Annotated in this window: 16 protein-coding genes and 1 pseudogene; 8 read left to right on the plus strand and 9 right to left on the minus strand. The window is 69.5% G+C overall.

The features are described from left to right. Both ACZ4XJ_RS14575 and ACZ4XJ_RS14580 read left to right on the plus strand, forming a co-directional pair. The gene (locus tag ACZ4XJ_RS14575) at positions 1 to 462 is read left to right on the plus strand and encodes a GNAT family N-acetyltransferase (protein ID WP_362875112.1); all 462 of its coding nucleotides are present in this window, start codon (positions 1 to 3) and stop codon (positions 460 to 462) included. A gap of 53 nt (positions 463 to 515) precedes the next feature. Then, positions 516 to 1,691 (plus strand): winged helix DNA-binding domain-containing protein, encoded by a 1,176-nt coding sequence (locus ACZ4XJ_RS14580; RefSeq protein ID WP_362875113.1) that lies wholly within the window; start codon positions 516 to 518, stop codon positions 1,689 to 1,691. 43 nt (positions 1,692 to 1,734) lie between these two features. Here the strand turns inward: ACZ4XJ_RS14580 and ACZ4XJ_RS14585 are convergent, their stop codons facing one another. The 3 genes and pseudogenes from ACZ4XJ_RS14585 to dnaB form a co-directional block, all read right to left on the minus strand. Then, a complete protein-coding gene (locus tag ACZ4XJ_RS14585) occupies positions 1,735 to 3,120 on the minus strand; it encodes a serine hydrolase domain-containing protein (protein WP_468496363.1) in 1,386 nt (461 codons plus the stop codon). Between the two features lie 333 nt (positions 3,121 to 3,453). Beyond that, positions 3,454 to 3,764 (minus strand): annotated as a pseudogene (locus ACZ4XJ_RS14590) (DIP1984 family protein); the annotation flags it as partial. Positions 3,765 to 3,794: 30 nt separating this feature from the next. Further along, positions 3,795 to 5,258, minus strand: a complete 1,464-nt coding sequence (gene dnaB / locus ACZ4XJ_RS14595) for a replicative DNA helicase (protein ID WP_362875459.1) — start codon at positions 5,256 to 5,258, stop codon at positions 3,795 to 3,797. A 451-nt stretch (positions 5,259 to 5,709) separates the two neighbouring features. Between dnaB and ACZ4XJ_RS14600 the strand changes: the two genes are divergently transcribed. Then, the gene (locus ACZ4XJ_RS14600) at positions 5,710 to 7,047 is read left to right on the plus strand and encodes an MATE family efflux transporter (RefSeq protein ID WP_468496364.1); all 1,338 of its coding nucleotides are present in this window, start codon (positions 5,710 to 5,712) and stop codon (positions 7,045 to 7,047) included. A gap of 238 nt (positions 7,048 to 7,285) precedes the next feature. On the opposite strand, the gene rplI is transcribed toward ACZ4XJ_RS14600, so the two are convergent. The 4 genes from rplI to rpsF form a co-directional block, all read right to left on the minus strand. Continuing rightward, positions 7,286 to 7,732: a 50S ribosomal protein L9 gene (gene rplI / locus ACZ4XJ_RS14605; RefSeq protein WP_327415001.1), complete on the minus strand. Its 447-nt coding sequence runs from the start codon at positions 7,730 to 7,732 to the stop codon at positions 7,286 to 7,288. Between the two features lie 18 nt (positions 7,733 to 7,750). Beyond that, complete coding sequence (gene rpsR / locus ACZ4XJ_RS14610; RefSeq protein WP_005315025.1) at positions 7,751 to 7,987, minus strand: 30S ribosomal protein S18; 237 nt, start codon at positions 7,985 to 7,987, stop codon at positions 7,751 to 7,753. Positions 7,988 to 8,028: 41 nt separating this feature from the next. Continuing rightward, positions 8,029 to 8,637 (minus strand): single-stranded DNA-binding protein, encoded by a 609-nt coding sequence (locus tag ACZ4XJ_RS14615; RefSeq protein WP_362875116.1) that lies wholly within the window; start codon positions 8,635 to 8,637, stop codon positions 8,029 to 8,031. Between the two features lie 75 nt (positions 8,638 to 8,712). Beyond that, positions 8,713 to 9,003 (minus strand): 30S ribosomal protein S6, encoded by a 291-nt coding sequence (gene rpsF / locus ACZ4XJ_RS14620; protein ID WP_004950685.1) that lies wholly within the window; start codon positions 9,001 to 9,003, stop codon positions 8,713 to 8,715. Between the two features lie 248 nt (positions 9,004 to 9,251). On the opposite strand from rpsF, the gene ACZ4XJ_RS14625 reads away from it, so the two are divergent. From ACZ4XJ_RS14625 to ACZ4XJ_RS14635, 3 genes are all read left to right on the plus strand, one after another. After that, the gene (locus ACZ4XJ_RS14625) at positions 9,252 to 9,566 is read left to right on the plus strand and encodes a hypothetical protein (RefSeq protein WP_362875117.1); all 315 of its coding nucleotides are present in this window, start codon (positions 9,252 to 9,254) and stop codon (positions 9,564 to 9,566) included. Positions 9,567 to 9,696: 130 nt separating this feature from the next. Continuing rightward, on the plus strand, positions 9,697 to 10,815 hold the full coding sequence (locus ACZ4XJ_RS14630; protein ID WP_281204951.1) for a lipid II:glycine glycyltransferase FemX: 1,119 nt from the start codon (positions 9,697 to 9,699) through the stop codon (positions 10,813 to 10,815). Between the two features lie 67 nt (positions 10,816 to 10,882). Next, on the plus strand, positions 10,883 to 11,914 hold the full coding sequence (locus tag ACZ4XJ_RS14635; RefSeq protein ID WP_362875118.1) for an alanine racemase: 1,032 nt from the start codon (positions 10,883 to 10,885) through the stop codon (positions 11,912 to 11,914). A 5-nt stretch (positions 11,915 to 11,919) separates the two neighbouring features. Here the strand turns inward: ACZ4XJ_RS14635 and ACZ4XJ_RS14640 are convergent, their stop codons facing one another. Continuing rightward, positions 11,920 to 13,398 carry a glycosyltransferase family 87 protein gene (locus ACZ4XJ_RS14640; protein ID WP_468496365.1) on the minus strand — a complete coding sequence of 493 codons (1,479 nt, stop codon included), beginning with the start codon at positions 13,396 to 13,398 and terminating at the stop codon, positions 11,920 to 11,922. An 87-nt stretch (positions 13,399 to 13,485) separates the two neighbouring features. After that, positions 13,486 to 16,137 (minus strand): transglycosylase domain-containing protein, encoded by a 2,652-nt coding sequence (locus tag ACZ4XJ_RS14645; protein WP_468496366.1) that lies wholly within the window; start codon positions 16,135 to 16,137, stop codon positions 13,486 to 13,488. A gap of 271 nt (positions 16,138 to 16,408) precedes the next feature. Here ACZ4XJ_RS14645 and ACZ4XJ_RS14650 point away from each other — a divergent pair, with 271 nt between their 5' ends. Next, on the plus strand, positions 16,409 to 17,011 hold the full coding sequence (locus ACZ4XJ_RS14650; RefSeq protein ID WP_281204955.1) for a PadR family transcriptional regulator: 603 nt from the start codon (positions 16,409 to 16,411) through the stop codon (positions 17,009 to 17,011). A gap of 50 nt (positions 17,012 to 17,061) precedes the next feature. Further along, complete coding sequence (locus tag ACZ4XJ_RS14655) at positions 17,062 to 18,144, plus strand: inositol-3-phosphate synthase (RefSeq protein WP_362875122.1); 1,083 nt, start codon at positions 17,062 to 17,064, stop codon at positions 18,142 to 18,144. Positions 18,145 to 18,146 lie beyond the last annotated feature (2 nt).

The following is an 18,146-nucleotide window of genomic DNA, read 5'->3' on the forward strand; positions in this document are numbered from 1 at the left end:
ATGACCGAAACCCACGAGCTGAGCATCCGCCCCGCCACCGAGGCCGATCTGCCGGCCATCGTCGAGATGCTCGCGGACGACCCGCTCGGCGCCGACCGGGAGACCCCGGACGACCTCGCGCCGTACGTGGCCGCCCTCAAGCGCCTGACCGACGACCCCAACCAGCACATCGTCGTCGCCGTTCGCGGCGAACGCGTGGTGGGCACCCTCCAGCTCACCTTCGTCCCGGGACTCTCCCGCACGGGGGCCACCCGCGCGATCATCGAAGGCGTCCGCGTCCACGCCGACGAACGGGGCAGCGGCCTCGGCACCCGCTTCATCGAATGGGCGATCGACCGGTCCCGACAGGAGAACTGCCTGCTGGTGCAACTCACCTCCGATGTGACCCGCACCGAAGCCCACCGCTTCTACGAGCGGCTCGGCTTCACTGCCTCCCACGTCGGGTTCAAGTTCCAGCTCTGAGCGACGCGGCAAGGACCGGGCTCCCGGCGGCGGCCCGCCCTACGATCGGGAGGATGAGCCCCAGCCTCCCGATCGTGACCACCGTCGAGCGTCGCCACCGGCTCGGCCGCCGCCACCGGCTGGCCCCCTCGGCCCACGCCGCCACCGTGCCCGAGGCAGCCGACGCGGTGGTCGCCCTGCACGCCACCGACGCCGCGACGATCTACCTCTCCGCCCGTGCCCGGCTGGTCGGAGGCGGTCCGGAGACGATCGAGCGGGCCCTCTACGAGGACGTCAGCCTGGTCCGCCTGCTCAGCATGCGCAACACGCTGTTCGCCGTCTCCGCGGAGCTCGCGCCCCACGTCGACGCGTCCACCGCGCGGGGCATCGCCGCCAAGGAGCGGCGGACCCTCCTCAAGCACCTCGCCGAGGACGGCCGGGGACTGGACGCCGACTGGCTGGCCCGCACCGAGGCCACCGCCCTGGACGCCCTCGACGCCCACGGCCCCCTGACCGGCAGCGGGCTGTCCGCCGTCGTCCCCGACCTCCAGCAGAAGATCACCGTGGGCCGGGGCAAGAAGTACGAGACCGAGACCGGGGTCACCACCCGCGTCATACGCCTCCTGGCCGCCGACGGCCGCATCCGCCGGGACCGCCCGCGCGGGTCGTGGACATCGAGCCAGTACCGCTGGGTCCACACCCGGCCCTGGCCCGAGGTACCGGCCGCCGAGGCACGCGCCGAGATCGCCCGGCGCTGGCTCCATGCCTACGGCCCGGCCACCGAGGCCGACCTGAAGTGGTGGACCGGCTGGACGCTGACCGACGTACGCAAGGCGCTGGTCGCCGTCGGTCCCGAACAGGTCCTCCTGGAAGGCGGGGGGACGGCCCTGGTCCTCTCCGGGGACACCGCCCCCGAACCCGCTCCCGAGCCCTGGGCGGCCCTGCTGCCCGGCCTCGACCCCAGCGGCATGGGCTGGTCCGACCGCGGCTTCCATCTCGACCCGGCCCACCGCGGCGCCCTGTTCGACTACGCGGGCAACATCGGCCCGACCGTGTGGTGGAACGGCGAGGTCATCGGCGGCTGGGCCCAGCGGCCGAACGGCGCGATCGTCTGGCGACTGCTCGTCGACCGTGGCCGCGACGCCGAGGAGGCGGTCACCGCCGAGGCCGACCGGCTCGCCGCGTGGGTGGGCGACGCCCGGGTCACCCCGCGCTTCCGCACTCCGCTGGAGCGCGAACTCGTCGGCTGAGCCCCGCAGCCGACAGCCCGCACCCCTGGTCCCCGCCCCGGATTCAGCCGATGCCCCGCCAGCCCTGGGGGTCCACGCCCCCGGGCACCGGGGCCTGGGCGTCGTAGGGCTCCCGGGTGAAGACGAACGACGCCAGGTCGAGGTGGCTCACCGAGCCGTCCTCACGGCGTACGGCCCGCAGTGTCTCGCCCGCGTAGTAGCCGGTGAGACCGGTCCACGTCCCGTCGGGCTCCGCACGGAAACGGGCCGTGCGACCGGTGGCCCCCACCGGGCCCAGCTCCAGGGAGCCGTCGTACCGCAGCCGCAGCACGTGCGGCGAAGTCCCCCAGTACCAGGGCCCGGTCAGCTCCACCGGCACCCGGTCGGCCTCTCCGGAGGGACGCCACGGCTCGGGGAGGCGCGGTTCCGCGTCGGCGACGATCCGTAGCAGGTCCATGGCGACGGTCGTCGGCGGCAGCCCCGACGTGCAGTTCGCCAGCACGACGGCGGCCAGGTCGTCGGCCTCGCTCAGCCACAGGCCGGCGACGAAGCCCGGAAGGGAACCGCCGTGCCCGACCAGTCGGCGGCCCCCGTTCGTGGCCAGCTGAACACCGAGCCCGTACCCGGAATCCGCGGCGCCGGGCTCCGGCGGCGCGACCGGGGTCCGCATCTCCCGTACCGTCGCGGCGCTCAGCACCCGTTCGTCACCGCGGAGCAGGAAGTCGGCGAAGCGCGCCAAATCCTTCGTCGTGGACCACAGTTGCCCGGCCGCGGCCATCAGGCCGAGGTCCTCGACGGGTTCGCGCATCATCACGTCGGCCCACGGGTGCACGGCCCAACCCCCCGCGTGCGGAGCCTGCGGCCTGCCGCTCGTCCGGTCCAGGCCGAGCGGCTCCAGCACCTCGGCGCGCAGAACGTCCTCCCAAGGCTTCCCCCGCAGCGCCTCGACCAGCGAACCCAGCAAGGTGTAGCCGGGGTTGGAGTAGTGGAACCGGCTGCCGGGGGAGTGCTTGAACGGCTCGTCACCCAGTACGTCGGCGAGTTCCGGCCGCAGCGTCGCCGGACTCCGCTCCCACCACGCGCCGGGGGTCTCGGCGGCCAGCCCGCCCGCATGGGACAGCAGTTGGGCGACGGTCACCTCGCCGACACCCGTCCCGGGCAGATGCTTCTCCAGCGGGTCCGACAGGCCGAGCAGCCCTTCGTCGCGCAGCCTCAGCACCAGGACGGCGGTGAACGTCTTGGTGATCGAGCCGATCCGGTACTGCACGTTCCCGTCCGGTCCGTGTCCTTCGACGGAGGTACGGGACCCTTCCCAGACCACGTCGCCGCCGCGCACGACCGCCGCCACCACGGAGGGCGCCCGGCCCTCGCTCTGCGCGACGGCGATCCGGTGCCGCAGCGCGCGCCGGGTCTCGGGGAGCAGTTCCAGGTCTTCAGAGAGAGCGTCCATGATCCCTGGGTACCACAACCGCGCGAAGGAGCACCTCTCGTTTCCCCCGTCGTCCGAGGTCAGCACGACTGCCCGGCCGTAGGCCCGCACCCTGCGGTGCTGCGATGTGGAAGACCCCGAACCCACCGTCGCAGTGTCGGGTCTGCACGTGGTGATGTGCTGTGCGTGGTGCACCTTTACCTGTACGCGATGCTGAGCTGCGCTGTTGAGGGGGAGTCGAACCCCGCGTTGCTCTTCACGCGCCAAGAAGGAGCTGGGGAACCGCCGGCCCTCGGTGTGTGCACGCCCCCGAAACTGCTACCTGCTCCACATCGTCGCCACCGGCCGGACGGCTCAGTCCAGCAGATCGGCCTCCCAGTTCGTACGCTGGATCCGCATATCGATCTCACGGATGTCCCGGGCGAGCGCATCCGCCTACCGCGCAGTTCCGCGACCGGAAGCGCGGACAGCATCATCAACTCGGACCGAAGCTGTCGCCCGTATCCCCGCTCGTCCTTGCCCGCCGCCGCGTCCGCCGCCGCGGTGACCACGGAGTGACGCAACCTCAGCACGTCCCGGCGTGCAAGGGCATCGGTGAGCGTGCCGTCCGGACCCATCTCCATGCTGGCGTTGGTCCGGTTGATCCGCCGGATCAACGATTCCAGCGGGATCCGAGAACCCGCGCCTGACGCGGTCTACGTGTTGGCCATGTCCACGAAGCGGGAGTAGTGGCCCTGGAAGGCGACGGTGATGGTGGCCGTGGGGCCGTTTCGGTGCTTGGCCACGATCAGGTCCGCCTCGCCCGCGCGGGGGGACTCCTTCTCGTAGGCGTCCTCACGGTGGAGCAGGATCACCATGTCGGCGTCCTGCTCGATGGAGCCCGACTCACGGAGGTCGGAGACCATCGGCTTCTTGTCGGTGCGCTGCTCGGGACCACGGTTCAGCTGGGAGAGCGCGATCACCGGCACCTCCAGCTCCTTGGCCAGCAGCTTGAGGTTTCGGGACATGTCCGAGACCTCCTGCTGACGGCTCTCCGGACGGCGGGAGCCGCCCGACTGCATCAGCTGGAGGTAGTCGATGACGACGAGGGAGAGGTCGCTGCGCTGCTTGAGCCGGCGGCACTTGGCCCGGATCTCCATCATCGACAGGTTCGGGGAGTCGTCGATGTACAACGGCGCGGCCGAGACGTCGGGCATCCGGCGTGCGAGTCGGGTCCAGTCGTCGTCGGTCATCGTGCCCGAACGCATGTGGTGCAGCGCCACGCGGGCCTCCGCCGAGAGCAGGCGCATCGCGATCTCGTTGCGGCCCATTTCCAGGGAGAAGATGACGCTGGGCAGATTGGCCTTGATGGAGCAGGCCCGCGCGAAGTCCAGCGCGAGCGTGGACTTGCCCATCGCGGGACGTGCGGCGATGACGATCATCTGGCCCGGGTGGAGGCCGTTGGTGAGGGAGTCGAGGTCGGTGAACCCGGTGGGTACGCCCGACATCTGGCCGCTGCGGGACCCGATCGCCTCGATCTCGTCGAGGGCGCCCTCCATGATGTCGCCCAGCGGCAGGTAGTCCTCGGAGGTCCGCTGTTCCGTGACGGCGTAGATCTCGGCCTGGGCGCTGTTGACGATCTCGTCGACGTCGCCGTCCGCCGCGTATCCCATCTGCGTGATCTTCGTACCGGCGGCGACGAGGCGCCGCAGGACGGCTCTCTCGTGGACGATCTCCGCGTAGTACTCCGCGTTCGCCGCGGTGGGCACGGACTGCACCAGGGTGTGCAGGTAGGAGGCCCCGCCGACCTTGCTGATCTCACCGCGCCGGGTCAGCTCCGCGCCGACGGTGATCGGGTCGGCCGGCTCGCCCTTGGCGTACAGGTCGAGGATGGCCTGGTAGATCGTCTCGTGCGAGGGACGGTAGAAGTCGTGGCCCTTGAGGACCTCGACCACGTCGGCGATGGCGTCCTTGGAGAGCAGCATGCCGCCGAGCACGGACTGTTCGGCGTCGAGGTCCTGCGGAGGAACCCGCTCGAAGCCGCCCCCGCCGCCGTCCCAGGAGCCGCCCTCGCGGCCGGCGTCGTCCTGCTTGTCCCTGCGGCCACCACCCTCGCCGCCGCGGCGCTGACGGGCGGGCAGACGGTCACTGGGACCGCTGTCGGCCCAGGGGTCGTCCATGGGCTCGGGCATGTTCACCGGGCCGCCTCCTCCCGTCCGCTGCGCGGACCTCGCCGTGCCACTCTTTCTACGACACGGCTCTGACATTTGGGGCACCCGGATCGGCTGTGGCGCGTCGGGCAACGCTCAACGGTAGGGCCGCGGGCGGCGTCAGCCAATCTTGTTATCCACAGGCTGTGTGGATGAGATGTGGACGACGGCGCCAATGCTGTGGGTAAGTCGCCGGAAGCTGTGTACGGACCGGGGGACGACGCTGTGGACAAAATCACCCGACCCCTGTCAGCACCCCGCCTGACCTGCTATTTTCTCGCTCCGCGAGACAGCGGGAGAAAATTCTTGGCCACTGTCTCAAGATCGCCTCCAATGGGGTGCGAAGAACCCCCAAGTCAGCGCCTCGGTAAGGATCCAAAAACCCTGGCATCCATTACCTGTGGAAGATTGGATTGAGCGCATGACACAGGCCCCCCCAGCTGCCAAGGCTGCCCCGAGACGGCATGATCGCGAGATCCTCGCCCTCGCCGTCCCAGCCTTCGGCGCCCTCGTTGCCGAACCCCTGTTCGTGATGGCAGACAGCGCCATCGTGGGACACCTCGGCACCCCCCAGCTGGCCGGCCTCGGCATCGCCGGCGCACTCCTGATGACCGGAGTGAGCGTCTTCGTCTTCCTCGCCTACGCGACCACCGCGGCAGTGGCCCGGCGCGTCGGAGCGGGCGACCTCCCGGCCGCCATCCGACAGGGCATGGACGGCATCTGGCTCGCACTCCTGCTCGGTACGGCCGTGGCGGCCGTGATCCTGCCCACCGCGCCCGGGCTGGTGTCCCTCTTCGGAGCGTCCGACACCGTCGCCCCGTACGCGATCACCTACCTGCGGATCTCCGCCCTCGGGATCCCGGCCATGCTCATGGTGCTGGCCGCCACCGGCGTCATCCGCGGGCTCCAGGACACCCGTACACCGCTCTACGTGGCCATCGGCGGCTTCGCGCTCAACGGCGTCCTCAACGTGGCCCTGGTCTACGGCGCCGGCCTCGGCATCGCCGGATCCGCCTGGGGCACGGTCATCGCCCAGTTCGCGATGGCGGCCGCCTACCTCTTCGTGGTCGTCCGCGGAGCACGCCGGCACGGCGCTTCGCTGCGCCCCGACAAGGCCGGCATCCGGGCCTGCGCCCGGGCGGGAGCGCCCCTGCTGGTCCGCACCCTGTCCCTGCGGGCCATCCTGATGATCGCGACCGCCGTCGCCGCCCGGCTGGGTGACGCCGACATCGCGGCCCACCAGATCCTGCTGTCCCTGTGGAGCCTGCTCGCCTTCGCCCTGGACGCGATCGCGATCGCCGGGCAGGCCATCATCGGCCGCTACCTGGGTGCCGGGGACACCGAGGGCGCCAGGGCGGTCTGCCGCCGCATGGTCCAGTGGGGGATCGTCTCGGGCATCGTCCTCGGCCTGCTGGTCGTCGTCGCCCGCCCGGTCTTCATCCCGCTCTTCACCAGCGATCCCGTGGTCGAGGACGTCCTGCTGCCGGCCCTGCTCGTCGTGGCCGTGTCCCAGCCGGTCTCCGGGATCGTCTTCGTGCTGGACGGGGTCCTGATGGGCGCCGGGGACGGGCCCTACCTCGCCCGCGCCATGCTGGTGACACTGGCCGTCTTCGCCCCGGCGGCCCTGCTCGTACCCGTCTTCGGCGGGGGCCTCACCACTCTCTGGTGGGCGATGACACTGATGATGGTGGTCCGCATGATCACGCTCCAGCTGCGCGCCCGCTCCGGGCGGTGGCTGGTGGCCGGAGCCACCCGCTGATCAGTTCGCGGAGGGGGCCTGCCGGCCGCCGTTTCACGTGAAACGCATCGGCCGTTTCACGTGAAACAGGGACGCGCTCGTTTCACGTGAAACAGGAAGCGCCGGGTCGACCTCGTTTCACGTGAAACACCCCCACCCCTGTTTCACGTCAAACAGTCACCCCGCCCTCGCCCCGACCGCACCAGGAAATGACGAAGGGCCGCACCCCCTGAGGGGTGCGGCCCTTCATGCGCTGCCCTTAGGCGGCGACGACCTCGATGCCCACGTTCGCGGCGACCTCGGCGTGCAGACGCACGGAGACCTGGTACGAACCGAGGGTCTTGATCGGGGCGCCCAGCTCCACGCGACGCTTGTCGACCTTCGGGCCACCCGACGCCTCGATCGCCGTGGCGATGTCGGACGGCGTGACGGAACCGAAGAGACGACCGGCGTCACCCGCGCGGGTGGCCAGACGGACCTTCACACCTTCGAGCTTGGCCTTGAACTCGTTGGCCTGCTCGATGGTCGCGATCTCGTGGATCTTGCGGGCGCGGCGGATCTGCGCCACGTCCTTCTCGCCACCCTTGGTCCAGCGGATCGCGAAACCACGCGGGACCAGGTAGTTGCGAGCGTAACCGTCCTTGACGTCGACGACATCGCCGGCGGTGCCGAGGCCAGAGACCTCGTGGGTCAGGATGATCTTCATTATTCGGTCACCCTTTCCTTATCGCGCGGTGGACGTGTAGGGCAGCAGTGCCATCTCACGGCTGTTCTTGACTGCCGTGGCGACGTCACGCTGGTGCTGCGTGCAGTTGCCGGTGACGCGGCGGGCACGGATCTTGCCGCGGTCGGAAATGAACTTCCGCAGCATGTTCGTGTCCTTGTAGTCCACGTACGCGGTCTTGTCCTTGCAGAACGCGCAGACCTTCTTCTTAGGCTTGCGCACAGGCGGCTTCGCCATTGTGTCTCTCCTGTGTGATCAAGAAGTGGATGCGAGCTGCCCTAGAAGGGCGGCTCGTCCGAGTAGCCACCGCCGGAGCCGCCGGAGCCGCCGGAGCTTCCGCCCCAACCGCCCCCGCCGCCACCCTGCTGCTGGCCACCGGCAGCCGGCGCGCTGGACGCCCACGGGTCGTCGGAGGAACCTCCGCCGCCCTGGGGCGCACCGCCGCCACCGGGGGCTCCGCCCCAGTTGCCGCCGCCGCCACCCTGCTGCTGACCGCCGCCGTATCCACCCTGGCCTCCGCGACCCGAGGTCTTGGCGACCTTGGCCGTGGCGGTCTTCAAGCTGGGGCCGACTTCCTCGACGTCCAGCTCGTAGACCGTGCGCTTGACACCCTCACGGTCCTCGTACGACCGCTGCTTCAGCCGGCCCTGCACGATGACGCGCATGCCCCGCTGAAGGGACTCAGCGACGTTCTCGGCCGCCTGACGCCAGACCGAGCAGGTCAGGAACAGGCCTTCGCCGTCCTTCCACTCATTGGTCTGCTTGTCGAAGATGCGGGGAGTGGACGCGACACGGAACTTCGCGACCGCCGCACCCGAGGGGGTGAAGCGCAGCTCGGGGTCGTCGACGAGATTGCCGACGACCGTGATGACGGTCTCGCCTGCCATGGATGAACCTCTCGGCGGGGATGTGCTGCTGGGCTGCTGTGTACTACTCGGTCCCGATTACCGCTGAACCGAAGTTCAGTGGGTCTCGGGGCGAAGGACCTTGGTCCGGAGAACCGACTCGTTCAGGTTCATCTGGCGGTCAAGCTCCTTGACGACCGCAGGCTCGGCCTGCAGGTCGATGACCGAGTAGATGCCCTCGGGCTTCTTCTTGATCTCGTAAGCGAGACGACGACGGCCCCAGGTGTCGACCTTCTCGACCTTTCCGTTGCCCTCACGGACGACGGAGAGGAAGTTCTCGATCAGCGGGGAGACAGCGCGCTCCTCGAGATCGGGGTCGAGGATGACCATCACTTCGTAGTGACGCATGTGGAACCCACCTCCTTTGGACTCAGCGGCCACGGTCGTTCCGTGGCAGGAGGGTCGTGATGCGTGCGCACGGCGTCCGAGAACAGACACCGCGCAGACCGTACAGACTACCCCGTCGACTCCTTCCGGTTGAAATCCGCCGGGAGGGGGCCACAATCTGTATGCATCGGGTGTGCTCGGTGCTATGCCCCGGCCTACCGGCGGCAGCCCCGTCCCACCGCTCTGCTCCAGCCAGGAGGTGCCTTCCGATGGCACAGGCAATGCGACCGCAGTCCCCCATCTCTCTCCTCGCGACGGACGGCAAGCCCCACCCGCTCCAGGACACCCTGATGGCGGCCACCCTCGTACTCGGCGCCGTGGCGTTCATCACGGCGTTCTGGCACCACCTGCACCTGATCAGCTCGTGGGCCGGACTGATCGGGATCCTGACCGGCGGCTACGGACAGTTCATCTCCATCACGACACGCGAACGCTTCGTGCTGATCATCGGCCTTGGCGCGGCTGCCATCGGCTTCTTCCTCGGCATGGCGCACGGCGGCCTCTTCGGCGGCTGGCTGGGCTGACCGGGGGACCTCCGCGACGGGGCGCCGGCTTCCACCGGCCCGGGCCCGGCCCGTCCCCCAGATGGGTGGCGCCCACGTCGCAGTAGGCTTCGCGCCATAGCCAGCGAAGCCGCCGGAGGAGACGCCCCGCATGAGCCTGTCCCTGAGGACCATCAGTCGAGAGCAGCATCTGGGATATCTCCAGAGCCTGCCCTCGGCGAGCCACTGCCAGGTCCCGGCGTGGGCCGACGTGAAGAACGAGTGGCGTTCCGAGAACCTGGGCTGGTTCGACGCGTCCGGCGAACTCGTCGGTGCCGCGCTCGTGTTGTACCGCCAGCTGCCCAAGGTGAAGCGCTACCTCGCGTACCTTCCCGAGGGCCCGGTCATCAACTGGTACGCCCCCAATCTGGACGAATGGCTCCAGCCGATGCTGGCGCACCTGAAGCACCAGGGCGCCTTCACCGTGAAGATGGGCCCGCCCGTCGTCATCCGCCGTTGGAACTCGGCCGCCATCAAGGCCGGCATCCAGGACCCCGAGGTCAAGCGCCTGCGTGACGTCGAGGCTTCGGTCATCGAGCCCCGCGCCTTCGAGGTGTCCGACAAGTTGCGCCGCATGGGCTGGCAGCAGGCCGAGGACGGCGGCGCCGGATTCGGCGACGTGCAGCCCCGCTACGTGTTCCAGGTGCCGCTGGCGAACCGCTCGCTGGACGACGTCCTCAAGGGCTTCAACCAGCTGTGGCGCCGCAACATCAAGAAGGCCGAGAAGGCCGGCGTCGAGGTCGTCCAGGGCGGCTACGAGGACCTGCCCACCTGGCAGCACCTCTACGAGATCACCGCCGAGCGCGACAAGTTCCGCCCGCGCCCGCTCAGTTACTTCCAGCGCCAGTGGACGGCCCTCAACTCCGAGGACCCGAACCGGATGCGGCTGTACATCGCCACGCACGAGGGGGAGCCGCTGGCCGCCGCCACGATGCTCACCGTCGGCCAGCACGTCTGGTACTCGTACGGCGCCTCCGCCAACCACAAGCGCGAGGTCCGCCCGTCGAACGCGATGCAGTGGCGCATGCTGCGCGACTCGTACGCGCTCGGCGCGAGCGTCTACGACCTCCGCGGCATCAGCGACACGCTGGACGAGAACGACCACCTGTTCGGCCTCATCCAGTTCAAGGTCGGCACCGGCGGCGAGGCCGTCGAGTACGTCGGCGAGTGGGACTTCCCGCTGAACAAGCTGCTGCACAAGGCGCTCGACATGTATATGTCCCGCCGCTGATCCCCCTCCCTCACCCACACATCGCACCGCTGCACCAAGCAGCCACCAAGAGAGGTTCCGGACGGGCATGGCGCTCACGCTCTACGTCGACACCGCGCGCTGGCGTGCGCACCAGAAGCAGATCACGGACCAGTTCCCCGGACTGATCCCCGTCTGCAAGGGCAACGGCTACGGCTTCGGACACGAGCGGCTGTGCGAGGAGGCGACCCGCATGGGCGCCGACATCCTGGCCGTCGGTACCACGTACGAGGCCGCCAGCATCAAGGACTGGTTCGGCGGCGACCTGCTCGTCCTCACCCCGTTCCGGCGGGGCGAGGAGCCGGTGCCGCTGCCGGACCGGGTGATCCGCTCGGTGTCCTCGGTGGACGGGGTCCGGGGCCTGGTCGGCGCCCGCGTCGTCATCGAGTGCATGAGCTCGATGCGTCGCCACGGCGTCTCCGAGCAGGACCTGGGCCTGCTCCAGACGGCGATCGAGGACGTCCGGCTGGAGGGCTTCGCCCTGCACCTGCCGCTCGACCGCCCCGACGGTTCGGACGCCGTCGAGGAGGTCATCGGCTGGATGGACCGGCTCCGCGCGGCCCGGCTGCCGCTGCACACCATGTTCGTCAGCCACCTGCGGGCCGAGGAACTGACCCGGCTCCAGCAGCAGTTCCCCCAGACCCGCTTCCGGGCCCGCATCGGTACCCGGCTGTGGCTGGGCGACCACGAGGCGACCCAGTACCGCGGTGCGGTCCTGGACGTCACCCGGGTCTCCAAGGGCGACCGCTTCGGTTACCGCCAGCAGAAGGCCGCCTCCGACGGCTGGCTGGTCGTCGTCGCGGGCGGCACCTCGCACGGGGTGGGGCTGGAGGCCCCCAAGGCCCTGCACGGGGTGATGCCGCGCGCCAAGGGCGTCGCCCGCGCCGGCCTGGCCACGGTGAACCGGAACCTTTCGCCCTTCGTGTGGGCGGGCAAGCAGCGCTGGTTCGCCGAGCCCCCGCACATGCAGGTGTCGATCCTGTTCGTGCCCTCGGACGCGACCGAGCCCAAGGTCGGCGACGAGCTGGTGGCGCACCTGCGCCACACCACCACCCAGTTCGACCGGGTGCTCGACGCCTGACCCGATCAGTCGCCGGGGTTCGTGCCCCAGTCGACCCGCTGTCCCCGCGAAGGCGCCGCTTCCCGCGGCGCCTTCGTCGCGTTCGGGAGCACGAACCTGTCCTCGGCCCCGTCCAGGACACCGCCGGACGGGTCGTCGGAGCCGTCGCGCCGTACGACGTCCCGTTCGGGCAGCAGGATGTCCCGCACCACGACCGCGCAGAGGTAGAGCGTGCCCACCAGGTGGGCGGCGATGGCGAACTGATAGCCCTCCAGGGGCAGGCCCTGGTGCTTGTCCCCACTGCTCGTGTAGGCGAGGTAGAACCAGATGCCCAGGAAGTACGCGACCTCGCCCGCCTGCCAGATCAGGAAGTCCCGCCAGCGCGGGCGGGCCAGCGCGGCCAGCGGGATGAGCCACAGCACGTACTGCGGCGAGTAGACCTTGTTCGCCAGGATGAACGCGGCGACGACCAGGAAGGCCAGCTGCGCGAACCGGGGGCGCCTGGGCGCCGTCAGCGTCAGCAGGCCGATGGCCAGGCACATCAGCAGCGTGAGGAGCGTCGCGTACGTGTTGGCGCCCTCCAGCGGGTTGCCGCTGCGCTGGGAGATCAGCAGCCACACGGAGCCGAAGTCGATCGGTCGCTCCTGGCTGAACACGTAGAACCGCTTCCAGCCGTCCCAGGCGAACAACATGATCGGCGCGTTCACCACGAGCCAGGCGACCACGGCCCCGCCGGCCGCCGCGCCGAAGGCCCGCCACTTCCCCGCCCGCCAACAGAGCACGAACAGGACGCCGAGCAGCAGGGCGGGGTAGAGCTTGGCGGCGGTGGCGAGACCGATGAAGACGCCGGCGGCCAGCGGACGGCTGCGCGACCACATCAACATGGCGACGGCGGTGAGGGCCACGGCCGGCAGGTCCCAGTTGATCGTCGCGTTGAGTGCGAAGGCGGGGGCCAGGGCGAGGAGCAGCGCGTCCCAGGGCCTGCGGCGGTGGGTCCGGGCCACGCAGACGGCCAGCACGGCCGCGCAGGCCATCAGCATGCCCGCGTTGACCATCCAGTACATCTGTTCGCGGTGCTGGAGGGAGCCCGAGGTCGGCGTCAGCCAGGAGGCGACCTGCATGAAGGCCCCGGTCAGCACCGGGTACTCCAGGAACTGCATGTCGCCGTACTTCGGCTCCTGGTCCGGGAAGCGGTCGAAGTACGGCACGAGGCCGTCGGCGAAGCCGCGCGCGGAGTACAGGTGCGGGATGTCGGAGTAGCAGGCGTGCGTGTACTGGGAGGCCGCTCCGCGGAACCACGCCCAGTCGTAGCAGGGCAGCTTCTGCACCATTCCGAGGGCGAACAGCCCGAGGACCACCAGCACCACGACGCGCACCGGTCCCAACCAGTGGCCGCCGAGGCGGGCATGGCGGCCGATGGGGCCGCCGATCAGTTCGCTGCCTGCCGCGGCGACCTCGTCCTGCTCCGTGGGCAGGACGGGCCGCTCCTCGTGCACCTTGGTCATGCGCTCATCCTGCCGTACCGGGTCGGACACGCGGGAGGGCCGCCGCACGGATGCGACGGCCCTCGCCGGTGTGGAGGGTGGGGCGGGTCAGCCGGAGGCGCCCATGTTCATGCCCCAGTTCGTGGAGCCGCCGGGTCGGCCGGGCCGGCCCGAGCCGGACGGGGAGGGCATTTCGCCGGCGCCGCCGTCCGGGAAGCCGCCGACTCCGCCGTCGTCACCGCCCGGGCCGCCGCCGTTGGCGCCGTTCCCGCCGTTCCCCCCGTTGTCGCCGATGCCACCGATGCCGCCGTTCGCGGCCCCGTCGGTGGTGCCGCCCGCGGTCTCCGGGTCGCAGTACAGACCGGCCCACGGCTTGCAGGACGGCCTGCCGCCCCGGGAGGGGGACGGCGACACCGGGGGCGCCGAGCTCGACGGCGGGGCCGACGGGGTCGGGGAGGGCGAGTAGGAGGGCGCCGGGGGCGTCGGGGTGGGCGCGCCGGAGGCGTCGGCGGTCACGCCGATGTCCTCCGGCTCCGGGAACTGCTTGATCGGAGTGCCCTTGAGGGCCTCGCGCATGTACTCCGTCCAGATCACGGCCGGGATGTCACCACCGTGGATGGAGTCGACGCCGCCCACGTTGTTCATGGACATCAGCGCCTTGTCCTTGGAGTTCGGATCGTTGCGGAACAACGTGACCGAGGTGGAGAGCTCCGGGGTGTAGCCGACGAACCAGGCCGACTTGTTGAGGTCGGTGGTGCCGGTCTTGCCCGCGGCGGGCCGCCCCAGCTTCTTCGCCTTGATGCCGGTGCCGTTCTCGACGACGTTGCGCAGGACCTTGGTGATGTTGTCCGCGATGGCGTCGTCCATGGCCCGGACCGACTTGGGGGGTTCGAAGCCGGGCAGGTCCTGACCGTCCTCCGTGACCTTGGTCACGGAGAAGGGCTCGTGGTGGGTACCGGAGGCGGCGAAGGTGGCGTACGAGTCGGCCATCCGGATGGCGCTGGGCGTCGAGGTGCCGAGGGCGAAGGAGGCGTTGTCGTCGGGGTCCATCGACTCGTCGAGGATGCCGGTGGACCGGGCGACCCCGCGGACCTTGTCGTGGCCGACGTCGAAGATCAGCTGGGCGAACGGGACGTTGATCGACTGCCGCATCGCCTCGTCGAGGGTCACGTAGCCGAAGGCCTGCGGGCTCTCGTTCTTCTGCTTGAACGGCTCGCCGCCCTTGCCCCGCAGCGGCTTTCCCTGCCGGTTGGTGATCACCGTGAGGTCGTCGGCGAGGTACTTGCTGTCGACCGAGATGCCCGAGCCCTTGGAGTTCTGGGTGCCGTACTCCATGGCCGCGGCCAGCACGTACGGCTTCCAGGTCGAGCCCACCGGCACGCCCGAGGTGTTGGCGTTGTTGGTGAAGTGCTTGTGGTCCCAGCCGGGACCGCCGTACAGCGCCACGATCGCCCCGGACTTCACGTCCACGGAGGCGGCGCCGAACTGTACGAAGGTGTCGTACTGGGGCCGCTTCTTCTCGTCGAGGAAGTCGTTGCGGGTGTCCTCCACCGCCTTGGACAGGGCTTCCACCTTGGACTTCTCGAAGGTCGTCCGGATCGTGTAGCCGCCCAGGGCCATCTTCTCGGCCGTGATGCCCGTGGTCTTCAGGACGTACTGCTTGGCGACCTCGACGAGGTATCCGGTCTGGCCGGACATGCCGCGGGCCTGCTCGGAATCGACCCGGGCCGGGAACTCCTTGTACTTGTCCCGCTCGGACTGCTCCATGCGGCCCACCGCGACCTCGCGGTCGAGCACCCAGGCCCAGCGTCCCCGGGCCCTCTTCTCGTTGGCCTCGGGGGTGGCGGCGGTGCCGATGCCGCCGTCCGGGTTGTAGAGGTTGGGGCCCTTCAGGAGCGCCGCCAGGAAAGCGCTCTGGGACGGGTCGAGGTCCTTGGCGTCCTTCCCGAAGTAGGCACGGGCCGCGGCCTGGATCCCGTAGGCGTCGCGGCCGTAGTACGCGGTGTTGAGGTAGCCCGCGAGGACGGTGTCCTTCGACTCGGAGACACCGAGCCGGATGGAGATGAAGAGCTCGGTGACCTTCCGCTTGAGCGTCTGCTCGGAGTCCAGGTACATGTTCTTCACGTACTGCTGGGTGATCGTCGAGCCGCCCTGCGTGGACCCGCCGGTGGCCATGTTCACCACCGCGCGGACGATGCCCGTCGGGTCGACGCCCTTGTCGGTCTCGAAGGACTCGTTCTCCGCGGCGATCACCGCGTTGCGCATCGACAGGGGGATCTGGTCGATGGGCACGATCTGCCGGTTGGTGGAACCGCCGGTGGCGACCATCTGGGTGCCGTCCGCCCACTGGAACACGTTGTTCTGCGCCTCGGCGGCCTTGTTCGGGTCCGGGGTGCCGACACTGGCGATGCCGATGCCGGCGCCCGCCACGATGACGGCGAAGAAGCCCAGGAACGTGCCTCCGACCAGCTTCCAGGAGGGTACGAAGCGCTTCCAGCCGTCCTTCCCGGCGCGCGGGTAGTCGACGAGCCGGTCCCCCCTGCTCTTCCCGCCGGGGCCGGCGGTTCCGCGCCGGCCGGCCCGGCGGGCGTCCGCGCGTCCGGCGTGTGCGGTCTGCTCTGCGTGGGGTCCGCTGGGTGACGCCGTGGGGACGTCATGCCCGGACCCGGCACCCCTTCCGGGGCGCGGTTGCGCGGCCCGGCGGGACGCGGCGCGTCCGCCGCCCTGGGGCTGCGGCGGTTTGCGGCGGTGCTCGCTCATCGAACGACTACTCCTCGGGCAGGCGAGTGGCCTGGAAGCGGCTGGTGAATTCCGGTTCCCCCGTTGTGTTGCCGCACAGACTACGCACGGCCAAAACCCGACCAGTGCCGAAGTTCACCCCAAATCAGGCACCTTACGTCGCGCGAATTGATGATGTGACGCCGGTCACCACGTCACCCCTTGTCGCGGACGGCCGCCCGTTCTATCGTCTGGATGTATCGAGTCGATACATCAGCTCGGCATAAACTCAGAGGCAGAGAGGGGCAGGCGGATGAGCAGGCGCTCAGGCATCCTCGAGTTCGCCGTCCTCGGCCTGCTTCGCGAATCCCCCATGCACGGTTACGAGCTCCGCAAGCGGCTCAACACCTCATTGGGGGTGTTCAGGGCGTTCAGCTACGGGACTCTCTATCCCTGCCTCAAGACGCTGGTCGCCAACGGCTGGTTGATCGAAGAGCCGGGCAACGCCCCGGAAGACGCTCTCGCCGCTTCACTCGCAGGGCGCCGCGCCAAGATCGTCTACCGGTTGACGGCCGCAGGTAAGGAGCACTTCGAAGAGCTCCTCTCCCACACCGGCCCCGACACCTGGGAGGACGAGTCCTTCGCCGCCCGCTTCGCCTTCTTCGGTCAGACCGAACGTGAGGTACGCATGCGGGTACTGGAGGGCCGCCGCAGCCGGCTGGAGGAGCGCCTGGAGAAGATGCGCGCCTCACTCGCCCGCACACGGGAGCGTCTCGACGACTACACGCTTGAGCTGCAGCGACACGGCATGGAATCCGTGGAGCGTGAAGTGCGCTGGCTGAACGAGCTCATCGAGAGCGAGCGGGCGGGACGGGATCGGAGACGACCCGGACCGTCCGACGAAACTGCAAAGTGAGGCCTGCATCTCGCAGGCCTCGTTCCGAGAACAAACAGGGAGCAACCGGAATGGGTTCGGTTCGCGTAGCCATCGTCGGCGTGGGCAACTGCGCCGCCTCGCTGGTGCAGGGCGTCGAGTACTACAAGGACGCCGACCCGGCGGCCAAGGTCCCCGGTCTGATGCACGTCCAGTTCGGCGACTACCACGTGAGTGACATCGAGTTCGTCGCCGCGTTCGACGTCGACGCGAAGAAGGTCGGCCTCGACCTCTCGGACGCAATCGGCGCCAGCGAGAACAACACCATCAAGATCTGTGACGTCCCGAACGCGGGCGTCACGGTCCAGCGCGGTCACACCCTGGACGGTCTGGGCAAGTACTACCGCCTGACCATCGAGGAGTCCGCCGAGGCCCCGGTCGACATCGTCCAGATCCTCAAGGACCGCCAGGTCGACGTCCTGATCTGCTACCTCCCCGTCGGCTCCGAGGCCGCTGCGAAGTTCTACGCGCAGTGCGCCATCGACGCCAAGGTCGCCTTCGTCAACGCCCTCCCGGTCTTCATCGCCGGCACCAAGGAGTGGGCCGACAAGTTCACCGAGGCCGGTGTCCCGATCGTCGGCGACGACATCAAGTCCCAGGTCGGCGCCACCATCACGCACCGCGTGATGGCGAAGCTGTTCGAAGACCGCGGCGTCCGACTCGAGCGCACCATGCAGCTCAACGTCGGCGGCAACATGGACTTCAAGAACATGCTGGAGCGCGACCGCCTGGAGTCGAAGAAGATCTCCAAGACCCAGGCCGTCACCTCGCAGATCCCCGACCGTGAGCTCGGCGAGAAGAACGTCCACATCGGCCCGTCCGACTACGTGGCGTGGCTCGACGACCGCAAGTGGGCCTACGTCCGCCTCGAAGGCCGCGCCTTCGGCGATGTCCCGCTGAACCTCGAGTACAAGCTCGAGGTGTGGGACTCCCCGAACTCCGCCGGTGTCATCATCGACGCCCTGCGCGCCGCGAAGATCGCCAAGGACCGCGGTGTCGGCGGCCCGATCCTGTCGGCGTCGAGCTACTTCATGAAGTCCCCGCCGGTGCAGTACTTCGACGACGAGGCCTACGCGAACGTCGAGAAGTTCATCAAGGGCGAGGTCGAGCGCTAGTC

The organism is Streptomyces sp. NPDC029836, assembly GCF_055574495.1.